General features: G+C 59.7%; 21 protein-coding genes and 1 pseudogene. 17 read left to right on the top strand and 5 right to left on the bottom strand.

Annotated features, from left to right (window positions below):
- Positions 1-225: 225 nt before the first annotated feature.
- The 3 genes from MF6394_RS18205 to MF6394_RS18195 are packed head-to-tail and all read right to left on the bottom strand — an operon-like array spanning position 226 to position 2,664.
- Positions 226-1,032: a sulfite exporter TauE/SafE family protein gene (locus MF6394_RS18205; RefSeq protein ID WP_069558764.1), complete on the bottom strand. Its 807-nt coding sequence runs from the start codon at positions 1,030-1,032 to the stop codon at positions 226-228.
- Positions 1,033-2,277: an NAD(P)/FAD-dependent oxidoreductase gene (locus MF6394_RS18200; RefSeq protein ID WP_044274645.1), complete on the bottom strand. Its 1,245-nt coding sequence runs from the start codon at positions 2,275-2,277 to the stop codon at positions 1,033-1,035. It lies immediately after the preceding gene.
- A 51-nt stretch (positions 2,278-2,328) separates the two neighbouring features.
- Positions 2,329-2,664, bottom strand: coding sequence for an ArsR/SmtB family transcription factor (locus MF6394_RS18195; RefSeq protein ID WP_003174875.1), 336 nt, complete (start codon positions 2,662-2,664; stop codon positions 2,329-2,331).
- A 107-nt stretch (positions 2,665-2,771) separates the two neighbouring features.
- Here MF6394_RS18195 and MF6394_RS18190 point away from each other — a divergent pair, with 107 nt between their 5' ends.
- Entirely contained in the window at positions 2,772-3,635 is an 864-nt protein-coding gene (locus MF6394_RS18190; RefSeq protein ID WP_044274646.1) for an MBL fold metallo-hydrolase, read from the top strand.
- Positions 3,636-4,205: 570 nt separating this feature from the next.
- On the opposite strand, the gene bkdR is transcribed toward MF6394_RS18190, so the two are convergent.
- Positions 4,206-4,694 carry a Bkd operon transcriptional regulator BkdR gene (bkdR, locus tag MF6394_RS18185; protein WP_003174877.1) on the bottom strand — a complete coding sequence of 163 codons (489 nt, stop codon included), beginning with the start codon at positions 4,692-4,694 and terminating at the stop codon, positions 4,206-4,208.
- A 195-nt stretch (positions 4,695-4,889) separates the two neighbouring features.
- On the opposite strand from bkdR, the gene MF6394_RS18180 reads away from it, so the two are divergent.
- From MF6394_RS18180 to MF6394_RS18160, 6 genes are read left to right on the top strand one after another with little or no spacing between them, the layout of a single operon-like run.
- Complete coding sequence (locus MF6394_RS18180; protein WP_078467212.1) at positions 4,890-6,125, top strand: 3-methyl-2-oxobutanoate dehydrogenase (2-methylpropanoyl-transferring) subunit alpha; 1,236 nt, start codon at positions 4,890-4,892, stop codon at positions 6,123-6,125.
- Between the two features lies 1 nt (position 6,126).
- Positions 6,127-7,185, top strand: coding sequence for an alpha-ketoacid dehydrogenase subunit beta (locus MF6394_RS18175; RefSeq protein WP_078467211.1), 1,059 nt, complete (start codon positions 6,127-6,129; stop codon positions 7,183-7,185).
- A complete protein-coding gene (locus MF6394_RS18170) occupies positions 7,186-8,451 on the top strand; it encodes a dihydrolipoamide acetyltransferase family protein (protein ID WP_069558979.1) in 1,266 nt (421 codons plus the stop codon).
- Between the two features lie 4 nt (positions 8,452-8,455).
- Positions 8,456-9,835 (top strand): dihydrolipoyl dehydrogenase, encoded by a 1,380-nt coding sequence (gene lpdA / locus MF6394_RS18165; RefSeq protein ID WP_069558980.1) that lies wholly within the window; start codon positions 8,456-8,458, stop codon positions 9,833-9,835.
- A 26-nt stretch (positions 9,836-9,861) separates the two neighbouring features.
- A complete protein-coding gene (locus MF6394_RS34660) occupies positions 9,862-10,011 on the top strand; it encodes a hypothetical protein (protein ID WP_161952169.1) in 150 nt (49 codons plus the stop codon).
- An 18-nt stretch (positions 10,012-10,029) separates the two neighbouring features.
- Positions 10,030-11,049: a branched-chain amino acid aminotransferase gene (locus tag MF6394_RS18160; RefSeq protein ID WP_044272491.1), complete on the top strand. Its 1,020-nt coding sequence runs from the start codon at positions 10,030-10,032 to the stop codon at positions 11,047-11,049.
- Positions 11,050-11,185: 136 nt separating this feature from the next.
- On the opposite strand, the gene MF6394_RS18155 is transcribed toward MF6394_RS18160, so the two are convergent.
- On the bottom strand, positions 11,186-12,079 hold the full coding sequence (locus MF6394_RS18155; protein ID WP_078467210.1) for a GNAT family acetyltransferase: 894 nt from the start codon (positions 12,077-12,079) through the stop codon (positions 11,186-11,188).
- Positions 12,080-12,362: 283 nt separating this feature from the next.
- Between MF6394_RS18155 and ctlX the strand changes: the two genes are divergently transcribed.
- The 10 genes and pseudogenes from ctlX to MF6394_RS18110 all read left to right on the top strand — a co-directional run.
- Positions 12,363-13,289 carry a citrulline utilization hydrolase CtlX gene (gene ctlX, locus MF6394_RS18150; protein ID WP_078467209.1) on the top strand — a complete coding sequence of 309 codons (927 nt, stop codon included), beginning with the start codon at positions 12,363-12,365 and terminating at the stop codon, positions 13,287-13,289.
- Between the two features lie 11 nt (positions 13,290-13,300).
- Positions 13,301-14,347, top strand: coding sequence for an ornithine cyclodeaminase (locus tag MF6394_RS18145; protein ID WP_044272485.1), 1,047 nt, complete (start codon positions 13,301-13,303; stop codon positions 14,345-14,347).
- 227 nt (positions 14,348-14,574) lie between these two features.
- Positions 14,575-15,354, top strand: a complete 780-nt coding sequence (locus MF6394_RS18140; protein ID WP_078467207.1) for an ABC transporter substrate-binding protein — start codon at positions 14,575-14,577, stop codon at positions 15,352-15,354.
- A gap of 142 nt (positions 15,355-15,496) precedes the next feature.
- Complete coding sequence (locus tag MF6394_RS18135) at positions 15,497-16,198, top strand: ABC transporter permease (protein ID WP_078467205.1); 702 nt, start codon at positions 15,497-15,499, stop codon at positions 16,196-16,198.
- Entirely contained in the window at positions 16,195-16,908 is a 714-nt protein-coding gene (locus MF6394_RS18130) for an ABC transporter permease (RefSeq protein ID WP_044272478.1), read from the top strand. The genes MF6394_RS18135 and MF6394_RS18130 overlap by 4 nt, the downstream gene beginning before the upstream one ends.
- 3 nt (positions 16,909-16,911) lie before the next feature.
- Positions 16,912-17,742, top strand: coding sequence for an ABC transporter ATP-binding protein (locus MF6394_RS18125; RefSeq protein ID WP_003192318.1), 831 nt, complete (start codon positions 16,912-16,914; stop codon positions 17,740-17,742).
- Positions 17,743-17,746: 4 nt separating this feature from the next.
- On the top strand, positions 17,747-18,244 hold the full coding sequence (locus MF6394_RS18120) for an Lrp/AsnC family transcriptional regulator (RefSeq protein WP_078467204.1): 498 nt from the start codon (positions 17,747-17,749) through the stop codon (positions 18,242-18,244).
- Positions 18,245-18,442: 198 nt separating this feature from the next.
- Positions 18,443-19,351 (top strand): DUF4145 domain-containing protein, encoded by a 909-nt coding sequence (locus tag MF6394_RS18115; RefSeq protein WP_138183555.1) that lies wholly within the window; start codon positions 18,443-18,445, stop codon positions 19,349-19,351.
- A gap of 154 nt (positions 19,352-19,505) precedes the next feature.
- Positions 19,506-20,477 carry a hypothetical protein gene (locus MF6394_RS33895; protein ID WP_138183554.1) on the top strand — a complete coding sequence of 324 codons (972 nt, stop codon included), beginning with the start codon at positions 19,506-19,508 and terminating at the stop codon, positions 20,475-20,477.
- A 70-nt stretch (positions 20,478-20,547) separates the two neighbouring features.
- Positions 20,548-20,762 (top strand): annotated as a pseudogene (locus MF6394_RS18110) (Lrp/AsnC ligand binding domain-containing protein); the annotation flags it as partial.

The raw sequence follows: 20,762 nt of genomic DNA, 5'->3' as shown, positions 1-20,762 counted from the left end.
ACCTTGGTAAGCCGGGGTGCAAGGCCGGTGAATCCGTTACACAGAGGAACAGTAACCTGAGAGGCGTTCATCTTGCCATCTCGTGGACGCATTTGATCCCCAGGCAGACACAGCTAAATGTGAGAGCGGGCTTGCTCGCGAATGCGGTAGATCAGTTGCTGATGCATTGACTGACACGACGCCTTCGCGAGCAAGCCCGCTCCCACACTGCAATCCATGCCGTTCTTAGAGAGAGGCTTTAAGCAACATACCGACTGCCACCACCACACACAGGCTAGCAAACCCCACTTGCAAGGCCCGCGCGGGGATCACCGAACACAACCGCCGTCCCGCCAACATGCCGACGATACTCGCGCCGATAAACACCCAACCCACTGGCTCGATACTCACGCCCGCATGAAAGGCACCGGCCACGCCGATCAGCGACAGCAGGCTCACCACCATCAAGGAAGTGGCGACGATGCCGCGCATCTGCACGTCGGTCAGTTGCTTGAACGCCGGTACAATCAGGAAGCCGCCACCCACGCCCAGCAAACCCGACACGGCGCCGGTCACCGCGCCCAACGCTGCGAGGGTGGCGCTGCATTTGGCGGTCCAGGCCAGGCGCCCGGTCTGCTGGTTGAGCATGCAATTCTTCTGGCCCCACGACGCCGCGCCATGGTCACTCGGCCCGGCCTCGCGCTTTTCCCGTTGCAGCATGCGCCAGGCCACCAGCACCATCAGCGCGCTGAACAGGCCCATCAGCACCGGTTCCGAGAGTTGGTGGGCGACGAACACGCCCAGCGGCGAAAACAGTGCACCGAGCAACGCGATCAGTAGTGCCGCGCGGTAACGCACCAGGCCATGGCGTAAACCATCGATGGCCCCCACCGCTGCCGCTGCGCCCACCGCGAGCAATGACACGGGCGCGGCCTGGGTCATGGTCAAGCCCAGCCCCAGCACCAGCGCCGGCACTCCGAGGATGCCGCCGCCCGCGCCGGTCAAACCCATGACCAGGCCCATCAATACCCCTAACAGACTGGCGAGCAGCATTCAGTCCACCTTGCTCAGGCGGGTCAGCCACTCGCGGCCCTTGAGCATGCCGTTCCAGTAGAACCACGGCAGCAGCGTGGCCTTGAGGAACCACATCGAACGGCGTGCCCGAGTAGGATCAAGGGGAAAAGTCGGCAGCAACTTGCCGCCATAGCCAAACTCGGCCAGCACCACCTTGCCCTTCTCCACCGTCAGTGGGCAGGAACCGTAGCCGTCGTACTTGAGCGGCAAAGGTGCCTGTTTGCGCAGGGCCAGCAGGTTTTCGGCCACCACCACGATTTGCTTGCGCACCGCTGCCGCCGTCTTGGCGTTGGTGGTGCCGCATACATCGCCCAGGCCAAAGATGTGCGGGTAGCGCAGGTGCTGCAGGCTGTGTGGGTTCACTTCGCACCAGCCGGCGGCGTCGGCGAGCAGGCTTTCGCGGATAAAATCCGGGGCGACCTGCGGCGGTACGACGTGGAGCATGTCGAAGGTTTTCTCTTCGACCGTCGCGTTGCCTTCGGCGTCTTTGACTTCAAACCAGGCTTTGCGCGCCGGGCCATCGACTTTCACCAGGTTGGAATTGAACGCCAGGCGCGCGTTGTATTTTTCGACGTACTTCATCAAAGGCGGCACAAAGGTCGGCACACCAAACAACGCGGCACCGGCCAGGTTGAATTCGACGTCGATGTGTTTGAGGTTGCCCTGCTTGAGCCAGTGGTCGCAGGACAGGTACATGGCTTTTTGCGGCGCGCCGGCGCATTTGATCGGCATGGCCGGCTGGGTGAACAACGCCTTGCCGCCCTTGAGCTGCTGCACCAACTGCCAGGTGTACGCGGCGTGCTCATAGCTGTAGTTGGAGGTGACGCCGTGTTGGCCCAAGGTGTCTTGCAGGCCTTCGATTCTTTCCCAGGCCAGGCGCAGGCCGGGGCAGACGATGAGGTTCTTCCAGGTGACGCGCTGGCCGCTGTCGAGCACCAGGGTGTTCTCATCGGGCAGCAGTTCGCTGACGGCGGCCTGCACCCAGCTAACGCCATTGGGTAGCACATCGGCCAGGGGCCGGCGGGTCTTTTGCAGGTCGTAGGCGCCGCCGCCGACCAGGGTCCAGGCCGGCTGGTAGCAGTGGTAGTCGTTAGGTTCGATGAGGGTGATGTTCAGGTGCGGGTCGCGCTTGAGCAGGCTGGCCAGCAGGCCGATGCCTGCCGAGCCGCCGCCGATGACTACGATATCGCCACTGATGGTGGGTCCCCAGTGTTGTTCGGTCATTGTCTACTGCCTTTTTGAGTCAATGCACACAAGGGTCGCTGCCGGATGGCGTCACGCCCAGCTTTTTATGACCGCGCCGCAATACAGGCCGGACAGGGTCTTCATCACTTGAATCACTTCATGGCTGGCCAGCCCGTAAAAAATGTATTTGCCTTCCCGACGGGTGGCGACCAACCCTTCATCGCGCAAGATGCCCAACTGTTGTGACAGGGTGGGCTGGCGTACGCCGGTCAAGGCTTCCAGCTCACCGACGTTGCGCTCGCCCTGGGTCAACTGGCACAGGATCAACAAGCGGTCTTCATTGGCCAGGGCCTTGAGCAAGGCACAGGCCTTGGACGCCGATGCACGCAACTGGGCGACCTCGCCCTCACTCAACGTAGATTCCATTTGCCTCGGGTCCTTTATGTCACTTAAGCTCAAAACATTATGTGTAAACGTAAACTGATTGTAACCACTTTTTTCTTCAGCACTTTTTCCTAACAGAGGCGGCCGCCATGCCAGCGTTGATTCAAGCCTTTCTGGATGACGCATCGTCGACCTACACCTATATCGTCTATGAAGCCGATGGCGGCCCCTGTGCCATCGTCGACTCGGTGCTCAATTACGACCCGGCGTCCGGGCGCACCGACACCGCCCAGGCCGACAAGGTGATTGCCTTTGTGCGAGAGCATGGCCTGCACGTGCAGTGGCTGCTGGAAACCCACGCCCATGCTGACCACCTGTCCGCCGCGCCCTACCTGCGTCGCACCTTGGGCGGCAAGATCGCGATCGGCGAATCCATCAGCAAGGTGCAGGGGGTGTTCAAGAACCTGTTCAACCTGGAGCCGGAATTTCGAGTGGACGGCTCGCAGTTCGATCACCTGTTTGCGCCGGATGAGATCTTTCATATCGGCAACTTGAAGGCCCAGGCGTTGCATGTGCCCGGACACACCCCCGCCGACATGGCCTATCTGATCGACGGCCGCTTGATCCTGGTGGGCGACACCCTGTTCATGCCCGACGTCGGCACCGCCCGTTGCGACTTCCCCGGCGGTGATGCGCGGCAGTTGTACGCGTCGATGCGCAAGCTGCTGGCGTTCCCTTCAGACACCAAGCTGTACGTGTGTCATGACTACCCACCCGAGGGTCGAGAGGCGAAGTGCCAGACCACCGTGGCGGAACAGCGGGCGGGCAATATCCATGTGCATGACGGCGTGGATGAAGCGGCGTTCGTACAGATGCGCACCCAGCGCGATGCTGGATTGGGCATGCCGACGTTGTTGCTGCCGGCGATACAGGTAAATGTGCGGGCGGGGAATATGCCGCCGCCGGAAGAAAACGGCGTGACCTACCTGAAAATCCCCCTCAACCAACTCTAGAAGCACAGCGTTGTAGCGATCAACGGTAACCACGATGCGAAGCGAGTCGCTCTTGCTCTTGCTCTGCTTTTGATCTTGATCTTAGGCGCCCCGTCAAACCACGCTGGCCGGAATTCGACAGGGATTTGGGGGGTAAACCGGCAGGGACGCCGGTTTAGCCGCCCCGCGCCATGGATGGCGCGTGGCGGCGGCCCCCCAAATCACTGGCGGATTACGGGCACACCGAGCCCAAGCGAGGTGCCGAGTGGTGGGGCAAGAGCCCTTTTGGTTACTTTTGGCTGGGCCGGCATTCCGGGCTCTTTTCCAAAAGTGACCCGCTGTCAGAGCGGAACCCTAAGTGGCCGTTACCGCAGCAATGGCTATGTACACAATCCAACTGTGTTGACTGTCAGACCGCCTTCGCGAGCAAGCCCGCTCCCACAGTTGGATTGCGGGGGTGTCAGGTACATAGGTGTAGGCTGGCAGGCCGTCATCGCAGGCAAGCCAGCTCCCACAGTTGGATCGTGGAGTGTCAGGTAGATTGACGTCGGCTGGCACGCAGGCAAGCCCCACATTTTGCCCCGTATTGAATCAGGAACCCAGGCTGATGCCGTTGGCTGGCAATGGCAATGCGGTTTTGTAGCGCACCTGCTTCAAGGCAAAGCTGGAGCGAATGTTCGCCACCCCCGGCACCTTGGTCAAAAAATCCATCATGAAACGCTCCAGCGACTGAATCGTGGGCACCAACACGCGGATCAAATAGTCCGGGTCACCCGCCATCAGGTAACACTCCATCACCTCCGGTCGGTCCGAGATCGCCCCTTCAAATTGCTGCAGCGCCAGCTCGTTCTGTTTCTCCAGGCTCACATGGATGAACACATTCACGTGCAGCCCCAGCAAATCAGCATCCAGCAGCGTGACCTGCTCCCGAATCAACCCCAGTTCTTCCATCGCCTTGACCCGGTTGAAACACGGCGTGGGCGACAAGTTGACCGAGCGGGCCAGGTCGGCATTGGTGATCCGGGCATTCTCCTGCAGGGCGTTGAGAATGCCGATATCGGTACGGTCCAGTTTGCGCATGAGACAAAATCACCTGTTTATTATGTTTATGCAGTTTTTTTATCCGCAAATGGCCGGCAGCGCAACGAAACACAGATAAATATTCTTCTACGCCACGCCTATGATTGTTGTAGGACAAGATTTCTTCTACCCGAAGACTGACTGTCAGCTAGCGCGCCCACTACAAGAAATTCACAAGATAGAGCGTAGAAAGCCATGACCCAGCCGTATGCACCGTTGCGCCTGCACGTTCCCGAACCCTCGGGCCGCCCAGGTTGCAAGACCGACTTCACCTACCTGCGCTTGACCGACGCCGGCCTGGTACGCAAACCCGCCATCGACGTAGAACCGGCCGACACCGCCGACCTGGCCAAGGGCCTGATCCGCGTGCTCGACGACCAGGGCCAGGCCCTGGGCCCGTGGGCCGAGGGTGTCTCCACCGAGATCACGCGCCGCGGCATGCGCGCCATGCTCAAGACGCGCATCTTCGACAACCGCATGGTGGTCGCCCAGCGTCAGAAAAAAATGTCGTTCTACATGCAAAGCCTTGGCGAAGAAGCCATCGGCAGCGCCCAGGCCCTGGCCTTGAATATCGACGACATGTGCTTCCCCACCTACCGCCAGCAAAGCATCCTGATGGCTCGCGACGTGCCGCTGGTAGACCTGATCTGCCAACTGCTGTCCAACGAGCGCGACCCGCTCAAGGGCCGCCAGTTGCCGATCATGTATTCGGTCAAGGAGGCGGGCTTCTTCACTATTTCCGGCAACCTTGCCACCCAATTCGTCCAGGGCGTGGGCTGGGGCATGGCCTCGGCGATCAAGGGCGATACCAAGATCGCCTCGGCCTGGATCGGTGACGGCGCCACTGCTGAATCGGACTTCCACACCGCCCTCACCTTCGCCCACGTGTACCGCGCGCCGGTGATCCTCAACGTGGTCAACAACCAGTGGGCGATTTCCACCTTCCAGGCCATCGCTGGCGGTGAAGCCACCACCTTCGCCGGACGCGGCGTCGGTTGCGGCATCGCCTCCCTGCGCGTGGACGGCAACGACTTTATCGCCGTGTACGCGGCCTCGGCCTGGGCTGCCGAGCGTGCGCGCCGCAACCTGGGGCCCACCCTGATCGAATGGGTCACCTACCGCGCCGGCCCACACTCCACCTCCGATGACCCGTCCAAGTACCGTCCCGCCGACGACTGGAGCCACTTCCCCCTGGGCGACCCGATTGCCCGCCTCAAGCAGCACCTGATCAAGATTGGCCAGTGGTCCGAAGAGGAACACGCGGCGGTCAGTGCCGAACTTGAAGCCGAAGTGGTCAAGGCGCAGAAGGAAGCCGAACAGTACGGCACCCTGGCCGGTGGCCAGATTCCAAGCGCCGCGACCATGTTCGAGGATGTCTATAAAGAGATGCCGGAGCACTTGAAGCGCCAGCGTCAAGAGCTGGGGGTGTGACATGAACGACCACAACAACAGTATCGAACTGGAAACCGCCATGACCACCACCACCATGACCATGATCCAGGCCCTGCGCTCGGCCATGGATGTGATGCTTGAACGTGACGACAACGTGGTGGTGTTCGGCCAGGACGTCGGCTACTTCGGCGGCGTGTTCCGTTGCACCGAAGGCTTGCAGACCAAGTACGGCAGCTCGCGGGTGTTTGACGCGCCCATCTCGGAAAGCGGCATCGACGGTGTGGCCGTGGGCATGGGCGCCTATGGTTTGCGCCCGGTGGCCGAAATCCAGTTCGCCGACTACGTCTACCCCGCCACCGACCAGATCATTTCCGAGGCGGCGCGCCTGCGTTATCGCTCGGCCGGTCAATTCACCGCGCCACTGACCATGCGCATGCCCTGCGGCGGCGGCATCTATGGCGGCCAGACCCACAGCCAGAGTATCGAAGCGGTGTTCACGCAAGTGTGCGGCCTGCGCACGGTGATGCCGTCCAACCCCTATGACGCCAAGGGCCTGCTGATTGCCTCCATCGAAAACGATGACCCGGTGATCTTCCTCGAACCCAAGCGCCTGTATAACGGCCCGTTCGATGGCCACCACGACCGCCCGGTAACGCCGTGGTCCAAACACCCCCAAGCCCAGGTACCGGACGGTTACTACACCGTGCCCCTGGACGTGGCCGCCATCGTGCGCCCAGGCTCGGCCGTGACCGTGCTGACCTACGGCACCACCGTATATGTGTCGCAAGTCGCCGCTGAAGAAAGCGGCATCGACGCCGAGGTCATCGACCTGCGCAGCCTGTGGCCGCTGGACCTGGAGACCATCGTCAAGTCGGTGAAAAAGACCGGCCGTTGCGTGGTGGTGCATGAAGCCACGCGCACCTGCGGCTTTGGTGCCGAGTTGGTTTCGCTGGTGCAAGAGCATTGCTTCCACCACCTGGAAGCGCCGATCGAACGCGTCACCGGTTGGGACACCCCCTACCCGCACGCGCAGGAGTGGGCGTATTTCCCAGGGCCGTCCCGAGTGGGCGCGGCGTTGAAACGGGTCATGGAGGTCTGAATGGGCACGCACGTTATCAAGATGCCGGACATTGGCGAAGGCATCGCGGAAGTTGAATTGTCGGTATGGCATGTAAAGGTCGGCGACCTGGTGGTTGAAGACCAGGTGCTGGCGGACGTAATGACCGACAAGGCGATGGTGGATATTCCGTCGCCGGTCCATGGCAAGGTGATTTCTCTGGGCGGTGAGCCGGGTGAGGTCATGGCAGTGGGCAGTATTTTGATCAGCATTGAAGTGGAAGGCGCAGGCAATACCAAGGATGTGCCGGTGGTTGCCGAACCTGCGAAGGTCGCCCCGCCTGTGGCAGAAGCCAAACCGGTACAAGCGCCGGTAGAAAGCAAGCCCGCTCCTGTAGTGAAAGCACCGCAAGCCCCCGTGGCCCGTGAAGCCAGCGAACGCCCATTGGCCTCCCCTGCCGTGCGCAAACACGCGCTGGATGCCGGGATTCAACTGCGCCTGGTGCAGGGCACCGGGCCTGCGGGCCGGATTCTGCATGAAGACCTGGAGGCTTACTTGCGCCAGGGCCCGGCAACGGGTGCCAGCGCCGCCAACCCTTACGCCGAGCGCAACGATGAACACCAGATCCCGGTGATCGGCATGCGCCGCAAGATCGCCCAGCGCATGCAGGACGCCACCCGCCGCGCCGCGCATTTCAGCTACGTGGAAGAGATCGACGTCACCGCCCTCGACGAGTTGCGCGTGCACCTCAACGAGAAGCACGGTGCGACACGCGGCAAGCTGACCCTGCTGCCGTTTATCGTGCGGGCCATGGTTGTCGCCTTGCGCGACTTCCCGCAGATCAACGCCCGTTACGACGACGAAGCCCAGGTCATCACGCGCCTCGGCGCCGTGCACGTGGGCGTCGCCACCCAGAGCGACGTGGGCCTGATGGTGCCGGTGGTACGCCATGCAGAAGCCCGCAGCTTGTGGGGCACTGCCGAAGAAATCGCACGTTTGGCCAATGCCGCACGTACAGGCAAGGCCAGCCGTGAAGAGCTGTCCGGTTCGACCATTACCCTGACCAGCCTTGGCGCTCTGGGCGGCATCGTCAGCACGCCGGTGCTGAACCTGCCGGAAGTGGCCATCGTCGGCGTCAACCGCATTGTTGAGCGGCCGATGGTGATCAAGGGCCAGATCGTGGTGCGCAAGATGATGAACCTCTCCAGCTCCTTCGATCACCGCGTGGTCGACGGCATGGACGCGGCGCAATTCATCCAGGCCATTCGCGGCCTGCTCGAACAACCCGCCAGCCTGTTCCTGGAGTAAGGGCATGACTCAGACATTGCACACTACGCTGCTGATTATCGGCGGCGGCCCTGGCGGTTATGTGGCGGCGATTCGCGCAGGCCAACTGGGCATCCCGACCATCCTGGTGGAAGGCCAGGCACTGGGCGGCACCTGCCTGAACATCGGCTGCATTCCCTCCAAGGCGCTGATCCATGTGGCCGAACAATTCCAGCAAACCGTGCACCATAGCCAGGGCTCGCAGCTGGGCATTGAAGTGGATGTGCCGACCCTGGACATCCGCAAGAGCGTGGAATGGAAAGACGGCATCGTCGACCGCCTGACCACCGGCGTCGCCGCACTGCTGAAAAAACACAAGGTGCAGGTGATCCATGGCTGGGCCAAGGTCATCGACGGCAAGACCGTCGAGGTGGGCGAGCAGCGCATCCAGTGCGAACACCTGCTGCTGGCCACCGGCTCGAAGAGCGTCAACCTGCCGATGCTGCCGATTGGCGGGCCGATCATCTCCTCCACCGAGGCCCTGGCACCGACCCGCGTGCCCAAGCGCCTGATCGTGGTGGGCGGTGGCTATATCGGCCTGGAGCTGGGTATCGCCTACCGCAAGCTCGGTGCCGAGGTCAGTGTGGTCGAGGCCCAAGCGCACATCCTGCCGGCCTACGACGCCGAACTGACCCTGCCGGTGGCTGAATCCCTGAAGAAACTCGGCGTGAAGCTGTATCTGGAACACAGCGTCACCGGTTTTACCGACGGCAAACTGCAAGTGCGTGCGCCCAACGGCGACACCCTGGCGCTGGACACCGATCAGGTGTTGGTAGCCGTGGGGCGCAAACCCAACACCCAAGGCTGGAACCTCGAAGCGCTGAACCTGGACATGAACGGCGCGGCGATCAAGATCGACAGCCGCTGCCAGACCAGCATGCGTAACGTGTATGCCATTGGCGACCTCAGTGGCGAGCCGATGCTGGCGCACCGGGCCATGGCCCAGGGCGAAATGGTTGCCGAACTGATCAGCGGCAAAGCCCGCAAATTCAACCCGGCGGCGATACCCGCGGTGTGCTTTACCGACCCGGAACTGGTGGTGGTCGGCCAGACACCGGACGAGGCCAAGGCGGCCGGCCTGGACTGCATCGTGTCGAGCTTCCCGTTCGCCGCCAATGGCCGGGCCATGACGCTGGAGTCCAAAGCCGGCTTCGTGCGGGTGGTGGCGCGGCGTGACAATCACCTGATTGTTGGCTGGCAAGCCGTGGGGGCTGGGGTATCCGAGCTGTCGACCGCGTTCGGCCTGAGCCTGGAAATGGGCGCACGCCTGGAAGACGTGGCCGGCACCATCCACGCCCACCCGACCCTGGGTGAAGCGGTGCAGGAAGCGGCGTTGCGGGCGTTGGGCCACGCGTTGCACCTGTAAAAACACAACCCCCTGTAGGAGCGAGCTTGCTCGCGAAAATCGCCAACGATAACGCGGGCCAGCAGATTAAACGCGGCGCCTTTGCGTTCTTCGCGAGCAAGCTCGCTCCTACAGGGGATGCGAACAGCCCTGTGAATGCAGTATTGTTCGCCCATCCAGAAAAAAATCCGACTTGACCAGAGATAGAGGGTGTCATGGGTAACGAGAGCATCAATTGGGACAAGCTGGGTTTTGACTACATCAAGACCGACAAGCGGTTTCTCCAGGTCTGGAAAAACGGCGAATGGCAAGCAGGCACCCTGACCGACGACAATGTGCTGCACATCAGCGAGGGCTCCACTGCCCTGCATTATGGCCAGCAATGCTTCGAGGGCCTGAAGGCCTACCGTTGCAAGGACGGTTCGATCAACCTGTTCCGCCCTGACCAGAACGCCGCCCGCATGCAGCGCAGCTGTGGCCGCCTGCTGATGCCACAAGTGCCGACCGACGCGTTCATCGACGCGTGCAAGCAAGTGGTCAAGGCCAACGAGCGCTTCATCCCGCCGTACGGCAGTGGCGGCGCGCTGTACCTGCGCCCGTTCGTGATCGGCACCGGTGACAACATCGGCGTGCGTAGCGCGCCGGAGTTCATCTTCTCGGTGTTCTGCATCCCGGTCGGTGCCTACTTCAAGGGCGGCCTGGTGCCGCACAACTTCCAGATTTCCGGCTACGACCGCGCCGCACCGCAAGGCACCGGTGCCGCCAAGGTCGGTGGCAACTACGCCGCCAGCCTCATGCCCGGTTCGGAAGCGAAGAAATTCGGCTTCGCCGACGCGATCTACCTGGACCCGATGACCCATTCGAAAATCGAAGAAGTCGGCTCGGCCAACTTCTTCGGGATCACCCACGACAACAAGTTCATCACGCCGAGTTCGCCTTCGGTATTGCCAGGCATCACCCGCCTGTCGCTGATCGAACTGGCCCAGACCCGCCTGGGCCTGGAAGTGGTCGAGGGCGAAGTGTTCATCGACAAGCTGGACCAATTCAAGGAAGCCGGCGCCTGCGGTACCGCTGCGGTGATCTCGCCGATCGGCGGCATCCAGTACAACGGCAAGCTGCACGTGTTCCACAGCGAGACCGAAGTGGGCCCGATCACCCAGAAGCTCTACAAAGAGCTGACCGGTGTGCAGACCGGTGACGTGGAAGCGCCAGCGGGTTGGATCGTCAAGGTCTGATAGCCACAAAAGCCAGCTGCACCACAAAACCCTGTGGGAGCTGGCTTGCCTGCGATAGCGATCTGTCAGCCAGCATATTGGCTACAGACACACCGCTATCGCAGGCAAGCCAGCTCCCACACTGGTTTCTGCGCCTTCAAGAGCGTGGCGCAATATTCTCGGCAATCTTCTTGCCCATACTGATCCTCGGCTCCACCCCATACCCCAGCGCCTCATAAAACCCCACCACCGCGTCATTGCCGCCGGTGATCTGCAGGTTGATCTTCATGCAACCCAGCGCCGTCAATGCCTGTTCGGCATAGCGCACCAGCGACGATCCCAGGCCATGGCGCCGATAGTCGGCATGTACCGCCACCGAATACAACCAGCCACGATGCCCGTCATAGCCGGCGAGGATGGTACCGATCACAGCTTTGTTGTCGGTGGCAACAAAGAACAACCCGTCATTGACCGCCAGTTTCTTATCAATCGCCAGGCTCGGCAGGTTATGGGCCGTGTCATAGCCAAACGCCTGCTGCCATAACTCAATCACTTGGGCACGATGCTCACGGTCGCGATACGGCCCGATGGGGTGGCGGGACAACAGCGCCTTTTCCATCACCAACGTGCGCTCGTTGCCGTGGTACACGTCACGCACGTTGTGAAAGCCCAGCTTGGCGTAGAAGGCTTGCGCCGTCAGCGAGGACGGCACGCTCAAGACCGTCACGCCGGCTTCACGGGCGCGCAGTTCGATCTCGATCATCAATAACCGGCCGATGCCCTGCCCTTGCAGCGCCGGGTTGACGAACACCGAGCGCACCACATTGCCATCAAGCGCCGCCGTAGCGACGATCAGTTGATCCTCCGTTGCCACTAGCACCACCCGCCGCTGGAGCAACGCCAGCACCGCGTCGGGGGTGAAGTTGCTGGCAACCCGCGCAATCACATCTGCGGGGTAATCACGTGCGTTGCTGCTGTGCAGCGCAGCCAGGATGACTTCACTGATGCCCTCGGCATCTGAGGGTTGGGCAAGGCGAACAGCGGTAGACATGGTTCCTCCTGGCTGACAGCGCTATAACAGCCACAACAATACCAATGTGGGAGCGGGCTTGCTCGCGAATGCGGAGTGTCAGTCACCAGATTCAGTGCAGACAGACCGCATTCGCGAGCAAGCCCGCTCCCACATTGGTCCACATTTCAATCCGACAGCCGATTCGGCTGCGCCACTCCCGTTTTCAGCTTTCTTGGCTGAGCCACCCCGCTGTTTCAGCCGGGATCCTTTCCCCACAACGCACAAAATAGCGGCACAAGATCCCCAACGGACCCGTGCCCCCATGCAAACCACCAACACCGTCCTGATGATCCGCCCGGCGCGCTTTGCCTTCAACCCGGATACCGCGATCAACAACCGTTTCCAACGCCCGCCGCTGGACCCGCTCAGTGCACAGCACAAAGCGCTGGAGGAGTTCGACGGTTATGTCGACACCCTGCGCCAGCAGGGTGTGGAGGTGCTGGTGGTGCAGGACACGCCGGCGCCCCACACGCCCGACTCGATCTTCCCCAACAACTGGTGGAGCAGCCATGCCGACGGCAGCCTGGTGCTCTACCCCATGGAAGGCCAGAACCGCCGACTGGAGCGCAACAAGGGCGTGCTGCAAGTCCTGGAGCAACGCTTTGCAATCCACACCACCATCGACCTCAGCCACTTGGAACAACAGAACATCTTCCTGGAAGGCACCGGCAGCATGGTGCTCGACCGCCAGCACCGCATCAGCTACGCCTGCCATTCGGGGCGCACCCACCACGCGGCGTTGCGCCAGTTTGCCGAACGCCTCGATTACCAACTCTGCGTGTTCCACGCCCTGGACCGCCACCAGGCCCCCATCTATCACAGCAACGTGATGATGAGCGTTGGCCGTGACCTCGCGGTGGTGTGCCTGCAAGCCCTGCCCGACGACAGCGAGCGCCTGGCCCTGGAGCGCTCCCTGCGCGACACCGGCAAGGACATCCTCAGCCTGGATTTTGAACAGTTGGAAGCCTTCGCCGGCAACATGCTGGAAGTCCACGACCGGGACGGCCAGCCGTTGCTGGTGATGTCCGCCAGTGCCTGGGGCGCCCTGCATCCGGCGCAGCGCCAGCACGTGGAGCGCCATACGCGGCCGGTGGTGGTGAACATTGACAACATCGAACGCATCGGCGGCGGCAGTGCCCGCTGCATGCTGGCCGAAGTGCATCTGCCGGCCCGTCCCTCATTTCAATAAGGAGTCTTGCCATGACCCGTTATATCGACGTCAACGACCTCAGCTACCTGGTTTCGCAAAAAGGCCTGCAAACCTGCATCACCGAGATGGCCGACTACATTCGCGCCGACTACCTGCGCTGGCAGGAGTTCGAAAAATGCGCGCGCCTGGCCAACCACTCACCGGATGGCGTGATCGAGTTGATGCCGGTATCCGACGCCTCGCTGTACGCCTTCAAATACGTCAACGGCCACCCGAAAAACACCCTGGCCGGCATGCTCACCGTGATGGCGTTCGGTGCCTTGGGCGACGTCGACACCGGCAAACCGGTGCTGCTGGCGGAAATGACCCTCACCACCGCGATCCGCACCGCTGCCACCTCGGCCCTGGTCGCCCGCTACCTGGCCCGCGCCAACAGCCGCAGCATGGCGCTGATCGGTAACGGCTGCCAGAGCGAGTTCCAGGCCCTGGCCTTCCACGCCATGCTCGGCATTACTGAAATCCGCCTGTTCGACATCGACCCCCAGGCCACCGCCAAGCTCGCCGCCAACCTCAAGGCGTTCCCGGCTATCAAGGTGATCCTGGCCGCCAGCGTCGCCGAGGCGGTCAAAGGCGCGGACATTGTCACCACCGTTACGGCCGACAAAGCCTACGCCACCATCCTGACTGACGAGATGATCGAGCCGGGCATGCACCTCAATGCCGTGGGCGGTGACTGCCCGGGCAAGACCGAGCTGGATCGACGCATCGTCGAGCGCGCCCGGGTGATCGTCGAGTACGAACCGCAAAGCCGCATCGAAGGCGAAATCCAGCACATGCCGGAAGATTCGCCGGTCACCGAGCTGTGGCAAGTGATCAATGGCCAACAGCCCGGCCGCGAGAATGACCGCCAAATCACCCTGTTCGACTCGGTGGGTTTCGCCATCGAAGACTACTCGGCCCTGCGCTATGTACTGGACGTGGCCAAGGCGTTGGAAGTGGGCAGTGAGCTGGAGCTGGTGCCAGACCTGGCCGACCCGAAAGACCTGTTTGCACGCCTGGCCCAGCAACCTTTGGCACAGCATAAAAAGCGCGCCTGAGACCGCTCTGGCCTGCCGCTTTGCGCCCAAGGCAGGCCAGATTTACACAGGTTGAAAGCCGATTTTGCCGGTGCCGCAGCCGATTCCGCTGCATTGCTTGTTTTAACAGCGCAATTTGCGCTTTGCACAGGGGGTAAACGACACAAAAAACGCACCATCATGAAGCATTCTCTGCTCCCAGTTATTCACTGCCCCTGACATCAATTACAAAATATAGGGACCGACACATGACTCCTCTGCGATCACTCTTCGCTGCGTTGCTGTTGCCACTGTGCGCCACTGCTGCCCACGCCCAAGACTGGAAAGAAATCCGGTTTGGCGTGTTCCCCGAATACCCGCCCTTCGAATCCGTCGCCGCCGATGGCAGCCTGCAAGGCTTCGATATCGAACTGGGCAACGCCATCTGCGCCAAGCTCGAAGTGAAATGCACCTGGGTGCACAACGAATTCGACGGCATGATCCCGGCCCTGCGTGCGCGCAAGTTCGACGCGATCATGTCTTCCATGGCCGTAACCCCGGCCCGCGAGAAAGTCATCGATTTCACCGACCGCCTGTTCCTCAGCCCCACCTCGGTGATCACCCGCAAAAACGCCACCTTCGGTGATACCCCCGAGTCGCTCAACGGCAAGCAAGTTGGCGTGCTGCAAGGCTCGTTGCAGGAAGCCTATGCCCGCACGCACCTGGCCAAGCTCGGTGCACAGATCAAGGCGTACCAGTCCCAGGAACAGAACTACGCCGACCTGCAAAACGGCCGCCTCGACGCCACCCTGACGGACAAGCTCGAAGCCCAGCTCAACTTCCTGTCCAAGCCCGAAGGCGCCGACTTCAAGACCGGCCCGGCCTTCAAGGACCCGACCCTGCCCCTGGACATTGCCATGGGCCTGCGCAAGAACGACCAGGCATTGCGCGAGCTGATCAACAAGGGCATCGCCGCCGTCCAGGCCGATGGCACCTACGCCCAGATCCAGAAGAAATACTTTGGCGATCAGGACATCTACAACGAGTAATCCCCGCGCTAGCAAAATCCCCTGTAGGAGCGAGCTTGCTCGCGAAAATCGTCAACGATAACGCGTTAAACCAGCATGAACGCGGCGCCCTTGAGTTTTTCGCGAGCAAGCTCGCTCCTACATAAAAAGAGATCTCCTTTCCATGAACGACCTCCTCAACCTGCAAGGCTACGGCCCCATGCTGGCCCAGGGTGCCTGGATGACGCTCAAGCTGGCGTTCCTCGCCCTGGCCCTGAGCCTTACCCTGGGCCTGGTCGCCGCGGGTGCCAAACTCTCCAGCGCCAAATGGCTGCGCGTGCCGGCCACGCTCTACACCACGTTGATCCGCAGCGTGCCGGACCTGGTGCTGATCCTGCTGATCTTCTACAGCCTGCAACTGTGGCTCAACGACCTGACCGAAGCGTTCGGCTGGGACTACGTTGAAATCGACCCGTTTACCGCCGGGGTGATCACCCTGGGCTTTATCTACGGCGCATATTTCACCGAGAACTTCCGGGGCGCGATCCTCAGTGTGCCGGCGGGCCAACTGGAAGCCGCCACCGCCTACGGCCTGAGCCGCTGGCAGCGCTTTCACCTGGTGCTGTTCCCGCAACTGATGCGCTTTGCCCTGCCGGGCCTGGGCAATAACTGGCTGGTGCTGCTCAAGTCCACGGCGCTGGTGTCGATCATCGGCCTGTCAGACCTGGTCAAGGCCGCGCAGAACGCCGGCAAATCCACCAGTGAGCCGCTGTACTTCCTGATCCTCGCCGGTCTGGTGTACTTGTTGATTACCACCCTCTCCAACCGCATCTTCAAGCTCCTGGAACGGCGCTATAACCTGGGCATCAAGGGGATGGCGCGATGATCGAACTGTTCCAGCAATACGGCCTGGCCTACCTGTTCAGCGATGGCAGCGGCGTGTCCGGTGTTGCCATGACCTTGTGGCTGTTCATTATCTCGGTGGTGCTGGGCTTTGGCCTGTCGATCCCCCTGGCGCTGGCACGCGTCTCAGAGCACTTCTGGCTGCGCTGGCCGGTGGAGGTCTACACCTATTTGTTCCGTGGCACGCCGCTGTATATCCAACTGCTGATTTGCTACACCGGGCTGTACAGCCTGGAAGTGGTGCAGGACAACGCCCTGCTCAACCAGTTTTTCCGCAATGCGCTGAACTGCACGCTGTTGGCGTTTGTGCTCAACACCTGCGCCTATACCGTGGAAATCTTCGCCGGGGCGATCCGCAACATCCCCCATGGCGAGCTCGAAGCGGCACGCGCCTATGGCTTGCACGGCTGGCGGCTGAACCTGTTTGTGATCGTGCCCGCCGCCTTGCGTCGCGCCCTGCCGGCCTACAGCAATGAAATGATCCTGATGCTGCACGCCACGTCGCTGGCGTTCACCGCCACCGTCGCCGACATCCTCAAGGTCGCCCGCGATGCGAATGCCGAGACGTTCCTGACCTTCCAGGCGTTCGGCATCGCCGCCCTGCTCTACATGCTGCTGTCCTTTGCACTGGTGGGCCTGTTCAGGCTGGCCGAACGTCGCTGGATGCGCTTTCTTGTTCCTACCCGAGGCTAACTCATGAATCAGTCCGCGCAGGCCCTGGCCGCTTATCCAATGGATGTACCCGTCGGCAACACCGCCACGGCGGCCATCAAGCTGCAAGTCGAAGGTATCCATAAACGCTACGGCGAACACGAAGTGCTCAAGGGCGTGTCCCTCAACGCACGCCAGGGCGATGTGATCAGCTTGATCGGCGCCAGCGGTTCGGGCAAAAGCACGATGCTGCGGTGCATCAACTTTCTGGAACAGCCTGACGCCGGGGTGATCACCCTGGACGGTATCAGCATCGAAATGCAACCAGGCCGCGCCGGCACCCGTGCGCCGCACCAGGCGCAACTGCAAAACCTGCGTACGCGCCTGGCCATGGTGTTCCAGCACTTCAACCTGTGGAGCCACATGACCGTGCTGGAAAACATCACCATGGCCCCGCGCCGGGTGCTGAACGTGAGCGCCGCCGAAGCCGAGAAGCGTGCGCGGCTGTACCTGGACAAGGTCGGCCTGCCGAGCCGCGTGGCGGACCAATATCCGGCGTTCCTGTCCGGTGGCCAGCAGCAGCGCGTGGCCATTGCGCGCGCGCTGGCAATGGAACCGGAGATTATCCTGTTCGATGAACCCACCTCGGCCCTGGACCCGGAACTTGTAGGAGAAGTGCTCAAAGTCATACAGACGTTGGCCGAGGAAGGTCGTACCATGCTGATGGTCACCCACGAAATGGGCTTTGCCCGCCAGGTGTCCAGCCAAGTGCTGTTCCTGCACCAGGGCCGAGTCGAGGAACACGGCGGCGCCGAGATCCTCGACCATCCCACCAGCGAACGCTTGCAGCAATTTCTTTCCAACCGTTTGAAGTGAACTCATGGATACCAAGGCCAACGGACCCCATTCTTCCCCTACGCTGGATCGCATCGACGAAGCGATCATCGACGTACTCAGGCATCAGGGGCGTATCACCTACGAAAAGCTCTCGTCACTGGTGCACCTCACCCCCAGGCCCTGCCTGGAACGGGTGCGCAAACTGGAGCGACGCGGGGTGATCCGTGGGTATGGGGCGATCATCGATGTGCAGATGGTCTCACCGGGGCTGTCGCTGCTGGTGCTGGTGGCCTTGTCCAACCAAAGCGGGCGCTCGGCGCAAAAGGCCTTCGAAGCCTGCGTCAAAGCCTGCCCGCAGGTGTTCGAATGCCAGTTGATCAGCGGGCCGTTCGACTACAGCCTGCGCATGCGGTGCCGCGACATGGAGCATTATCGGGTGCTGACCGAGACCTGGTTGAACAATGATGAGTTGCACATTGATAAGTTGGTGGCGCATCCGGAACTCGCGGTAGTCAAAAACACCGCTACTGACTTGGCCTGAGCCACTCCTTTCCCGTAGTAATCAAAAGTTGCTTTGGGGCATCGCCATGGCATGCAGCGCTCCTAAAACTACGCAACAAAAGTCCTGTTATCGATCTACGACCATTGTGTCAGTTGGCGCTGGACAAGCCGCACCGCAGGTAGTAGCGTACGGCCATTACTCGAATAAAGTATAGCTCCCGGGATATGAGGTTCTACTTTGACGGCCCTTGAGATTGTGAAAAGTGATTGTCGTTCTTGCGCCCGCTCCACTCGGCATGAAATTTCCGCAGAAGTGACAAACAGAGTTGAAGAGTGGTGGGCTAACGAGTTAGATAGCTGGCGCATTATTCGCTGCCAAGGATGTCATACCTACTCCTTTCAAATGAAACATGAAGACTTTGATGAAATAGAAGAAGATGAAAACGGCCTCCATCACGCGGTATCTTTCGATGTTTATCCCAGCGTGGTAAAAAATCACCATGGATTAACGCACACACACCTTCTCCCGCCGCTAATCAGCACAATATACCTACAAAGCGTGAAAGCACTGAGCCAATATAACAACGTATTGGGCAGCATTGGATTAAGGGCCTGCATTGAAGCAGTTTGTAATCACCTTGATATCTCAGGCACAAATCTACAACGAAGAATTGACCAGCTTTTCAAAGCCGGCCATGTTTCCAATGGCGATAAAAAACGATTACACGCCATCCGCTTTTTAGGAAATGATGCTGCGCATGAAATAAAACAACCAAAACCATTAGATATTCGAATCGCACTGGAGATCGTTGAACATCTTTTGAACACTGTTTTCATTTTAGAAAGTCGTGCAGCCGGACTAGAGACCGTAGCAGAAAATTACGCAGACTTCATAAGATTGCTGGAGAGTTGCGCATCACAACATAAATCAGGCACGTCAATCAACCTTCTAGGACTCTTAGGGAAACGCCGCCGACTCATAGCGGCAAGCTTAGATACATTTGAGACTCAACTCATATTGGATATAGAGGAAGGCAAGATTACGTTCTTAAAAGCACCTCCCTCCCAGACTGGGGAAGAGCGCGAACTTCAGCTATATGAAGTCGAATTGGATTATTTCGTGCAAGACGACGACATCCCTTTCTAATTAAAAAAACAACCATCTAAAAACAAAAAACATTAACGCTTGACGATCACCCGACTACCAAAACAAACAATACAGTTATCACTGATAAAAGCACACTACAAAACACGGACCGAACACGCTACATTTCCATATAAATCACGGAGGATCTCATTCCATGTCTGATAGCACTAGCACCATTCGCGTTTCAAACCATAACAACTGGCCTGCCGTAGAATTATTCCCTTGTGAGCGCGATTTAATACAGAAGATGGCAACACATAATATTCAGCAAATATTTGTTACAGCCAAACTCAAACCAGATGACAAAGACGAACCTTTTAATGCCGCAGTAGGCCATATATTAGACTGCTTAGACTGTCTGCCTCAACGTCCAGATGCGGCGTTCGATAGCCTTTACAAAGTCATCGATCAAAACTTAAACATTTTTGAAAAACCAAGCCGCTCACGCATGCAAGCTATGGCAGACCATTTTTTCAGCGTTCATCCTACTGAGTGGACTGTCATTACAGAGCTTCTATCAGAGCATATACCGCAACAAACTGCTGACTATGCGGCATCTCGCATATTGGACTGTCAAATAGAGAGCAATCCTCCACACAGCGAGCACATGAAGAAGCGCGCAGAGCGCAGTTTAGGAAAACAGCGATATAAAGATTTTTGCAAAAAGTTCCTAATTACAGCCCCCGACACCCCGGAATTATTCTTAAGCCTAAACTATGAGGACAGGAGAAACGCAGGCCGGCTAATGTGTCTTTTCTTTCGACAATCTGCACCATTAAAGAAAATCCCGAAAAACCCCGACGACGCATCTTCAACCTTAAATTTGTCAAATCCAGCCAACCTACTTTTACCAAAAGAAAAACTGACATCATTACTGGAAATATTGCTCTCCACATACAGACACGAACGTTTTCACGGGGAAGCATTTTCGCCATTTAGGAGTAGCAAGGCGTCGATAAAAACCTATGCCCACGCATATTACGCACTTATAGTAGCCTACATCATTGTATTAGGTGTACTGGAGTCGCAAAACAAAGGTGGAACTTCCATGGCATCAATAGTAGATGTAACCCGTAAATCCATGAAAAGCATATCGTCTTTTTTTGAAGATGCCTTAAACAAATAAATCTGTCCCCGTTAGCAATTCCCTCGCCTTTTGGTGCCCCTCCCCCCTAAGCCCTGCCTGGGGTGGGGAGGTGGCCTTGTCCAACCAAAGCGGGCGCTCGGCGCAAAAGGCCTTCGAAGCTTGCGTCAAAGCCTGCCCGCAGGTGTTCGAATGCCAGTTGATCAGCGGGCCGTTCGACTACAGCCTGCGCATGCGGTGCCGCGACATGGAGCATTATCGGGTGCTGACCGAGACCTGGTTGAACAATGATGAGTTGCACATTGATAAGTTGGTGGCGCATCCGGA

This window comes from Pseudomonas sp. MF6394 (assembly GCF_002018845.1).
Lineage (GTDB): Bacteria > Pseudomonadota > Gammaproteobacteria > Pseudomonadales > Pseudomonadaceae > Aquipseudomonas > Aquipseudomonas lactis.
Note: the sequence above shows the minus strand (reverse complement) of the source record. Positions and strands in the feature narration are given on the sequence as shown.

Excerpts from the sequence above, each read along its gene's own strand:
- MF6394_RS33895 (WP_138183554.1), top strand. The coding sequence starts at position 19,506 with ATGTCTGATAGCACTAGCACCATTCGCGTTTCAAACCATAACAACTGG.
- MF6394_RS18145 (WP_044272485.1), top strand. The coding sequence starts at position 13,301 with ATGACCCGTTATATCGACGTCAACGACCTCAGCTACCTGGTTTCGCAA.
- MF6394_RS18195 (WP_003174875.1), bottom strand. The coding sequence starts at position 2,664 with ATGGAATCTACGTTGAGTGAGGGCGAGGTCGCCCAGTTGCGTGCATCG.
- MF6394_RS18170 (WP_069558979.1), top strand. The coding sequence starts at position 7,186 with ATGGGCACGCACGTTATCAAGATGCCGGACATTGGCGAAGGCATCGCG.
- MF6394_RS18140 (WP_078467207.1), top strand. The coding sequence starts at position 14,575 with ATGACTCCTCTGCGATCACTCTTCGCTGCGTTGCTGTTGCCACTGTGC.
- bkdR (WP_003174877.1), bottom strand. The coding sequence starts at position 4,694 with ATGCGCAAACTGGACCGTACCGATATCGGCATTCTCAACGCCCTGCAG.
- MF6394_RS18160 (WP_044272491.1), top strand. The coding sequence starts at position 10,030 with ATGGGTAACGAGAGCATCAATTGGGACAAGCTGGGTTTTGACTACATC.
- MF6394_RS18135 (WP_078467205.1), top strand. The coding sequence starts at position 15,497 with ATGAACGACCTCCTCAACCTGCAAGGCTACGGCCCCATGCTGGCCCAG.
- ctlX (WP_078467209.1), top strand. The coding sequence starts at position 12,363 with ATGCAAACCACCAACACCGTCCTGATGATCCGCCCGGCGCGCTTTGCC.
- MF6394_RS18120 (WP_078467204.1), top strand. The coding sequence starts at position 17,747 with ATGGATACCAAGGCCAACGGACCCCATTCTTCCCCTACGCTGGATCGC.
- MF6394_RS18155 (WP_078467210.1), bottom strand. The coding sequence starts at position 12,079 with ATGTCTACCGCTGTTCGCCTTGCCCAACCCTCAGATGCCGAGGGCATC.
- MF6394_RS18130 (WP_044272478.1), top strand. The coding sequence starts at position 16,195 with ATGATCGAACTGTTCCAGCAATACGGCCTGGCCTACCTGTTCAGCGAT.
- lpdA (WP_069558980.1), top strand. The coding sequence starts at position 8,456 with ATGACTCAGACATTGCACACTACGCTGCTGATTATCGGCGGCGGCCCT.
- MF6394_RS18205 (WP_069558764.1), bottom strand. The coding sequence starts at position 1,032 with ATGCTGCTCGCCAGTCTGTTAGGGGTATTGATGGGCCTGGTCATGGGT.
- MF6394_RS18180 (WP_078467212.1), top strand. The coding sequence starts at position 4,890 with ATGACCCAGCCGTATGCACCGTTGCGCCTGCACGTTCCCGAACCCTCG.
- MF6394_RS18200 (WP_044274645.1), bottom strand. The coding sequence starts at position 2,277 with ATGACCGAACAACACTGGGGACCCACCATCAGTGGCGATATCGTAGTC.
- MF6394_RS18175 (WP_078467211.1), top strand. The coding sequence starts at position 6,127 with ATGAACGACCACAACAACAGTATCGAACTGGAAACCGCCATGACCACC.
- MF6394_RS18125 (WP_003192318.1), top strand. The coding sequence starts at position 16,912 with ATGAATCAGTCCGCGCAGGCCCTGGCCGCTTATCCAATGGATGTACCC.
- MF6394_RS18190 (WP_044274646.1), top strand. The coding sequence starts at position 2,772 with ATGCCAGCGTTGATTCAAGCCTTTCTGGATGACGCATCGTCGACCTAC.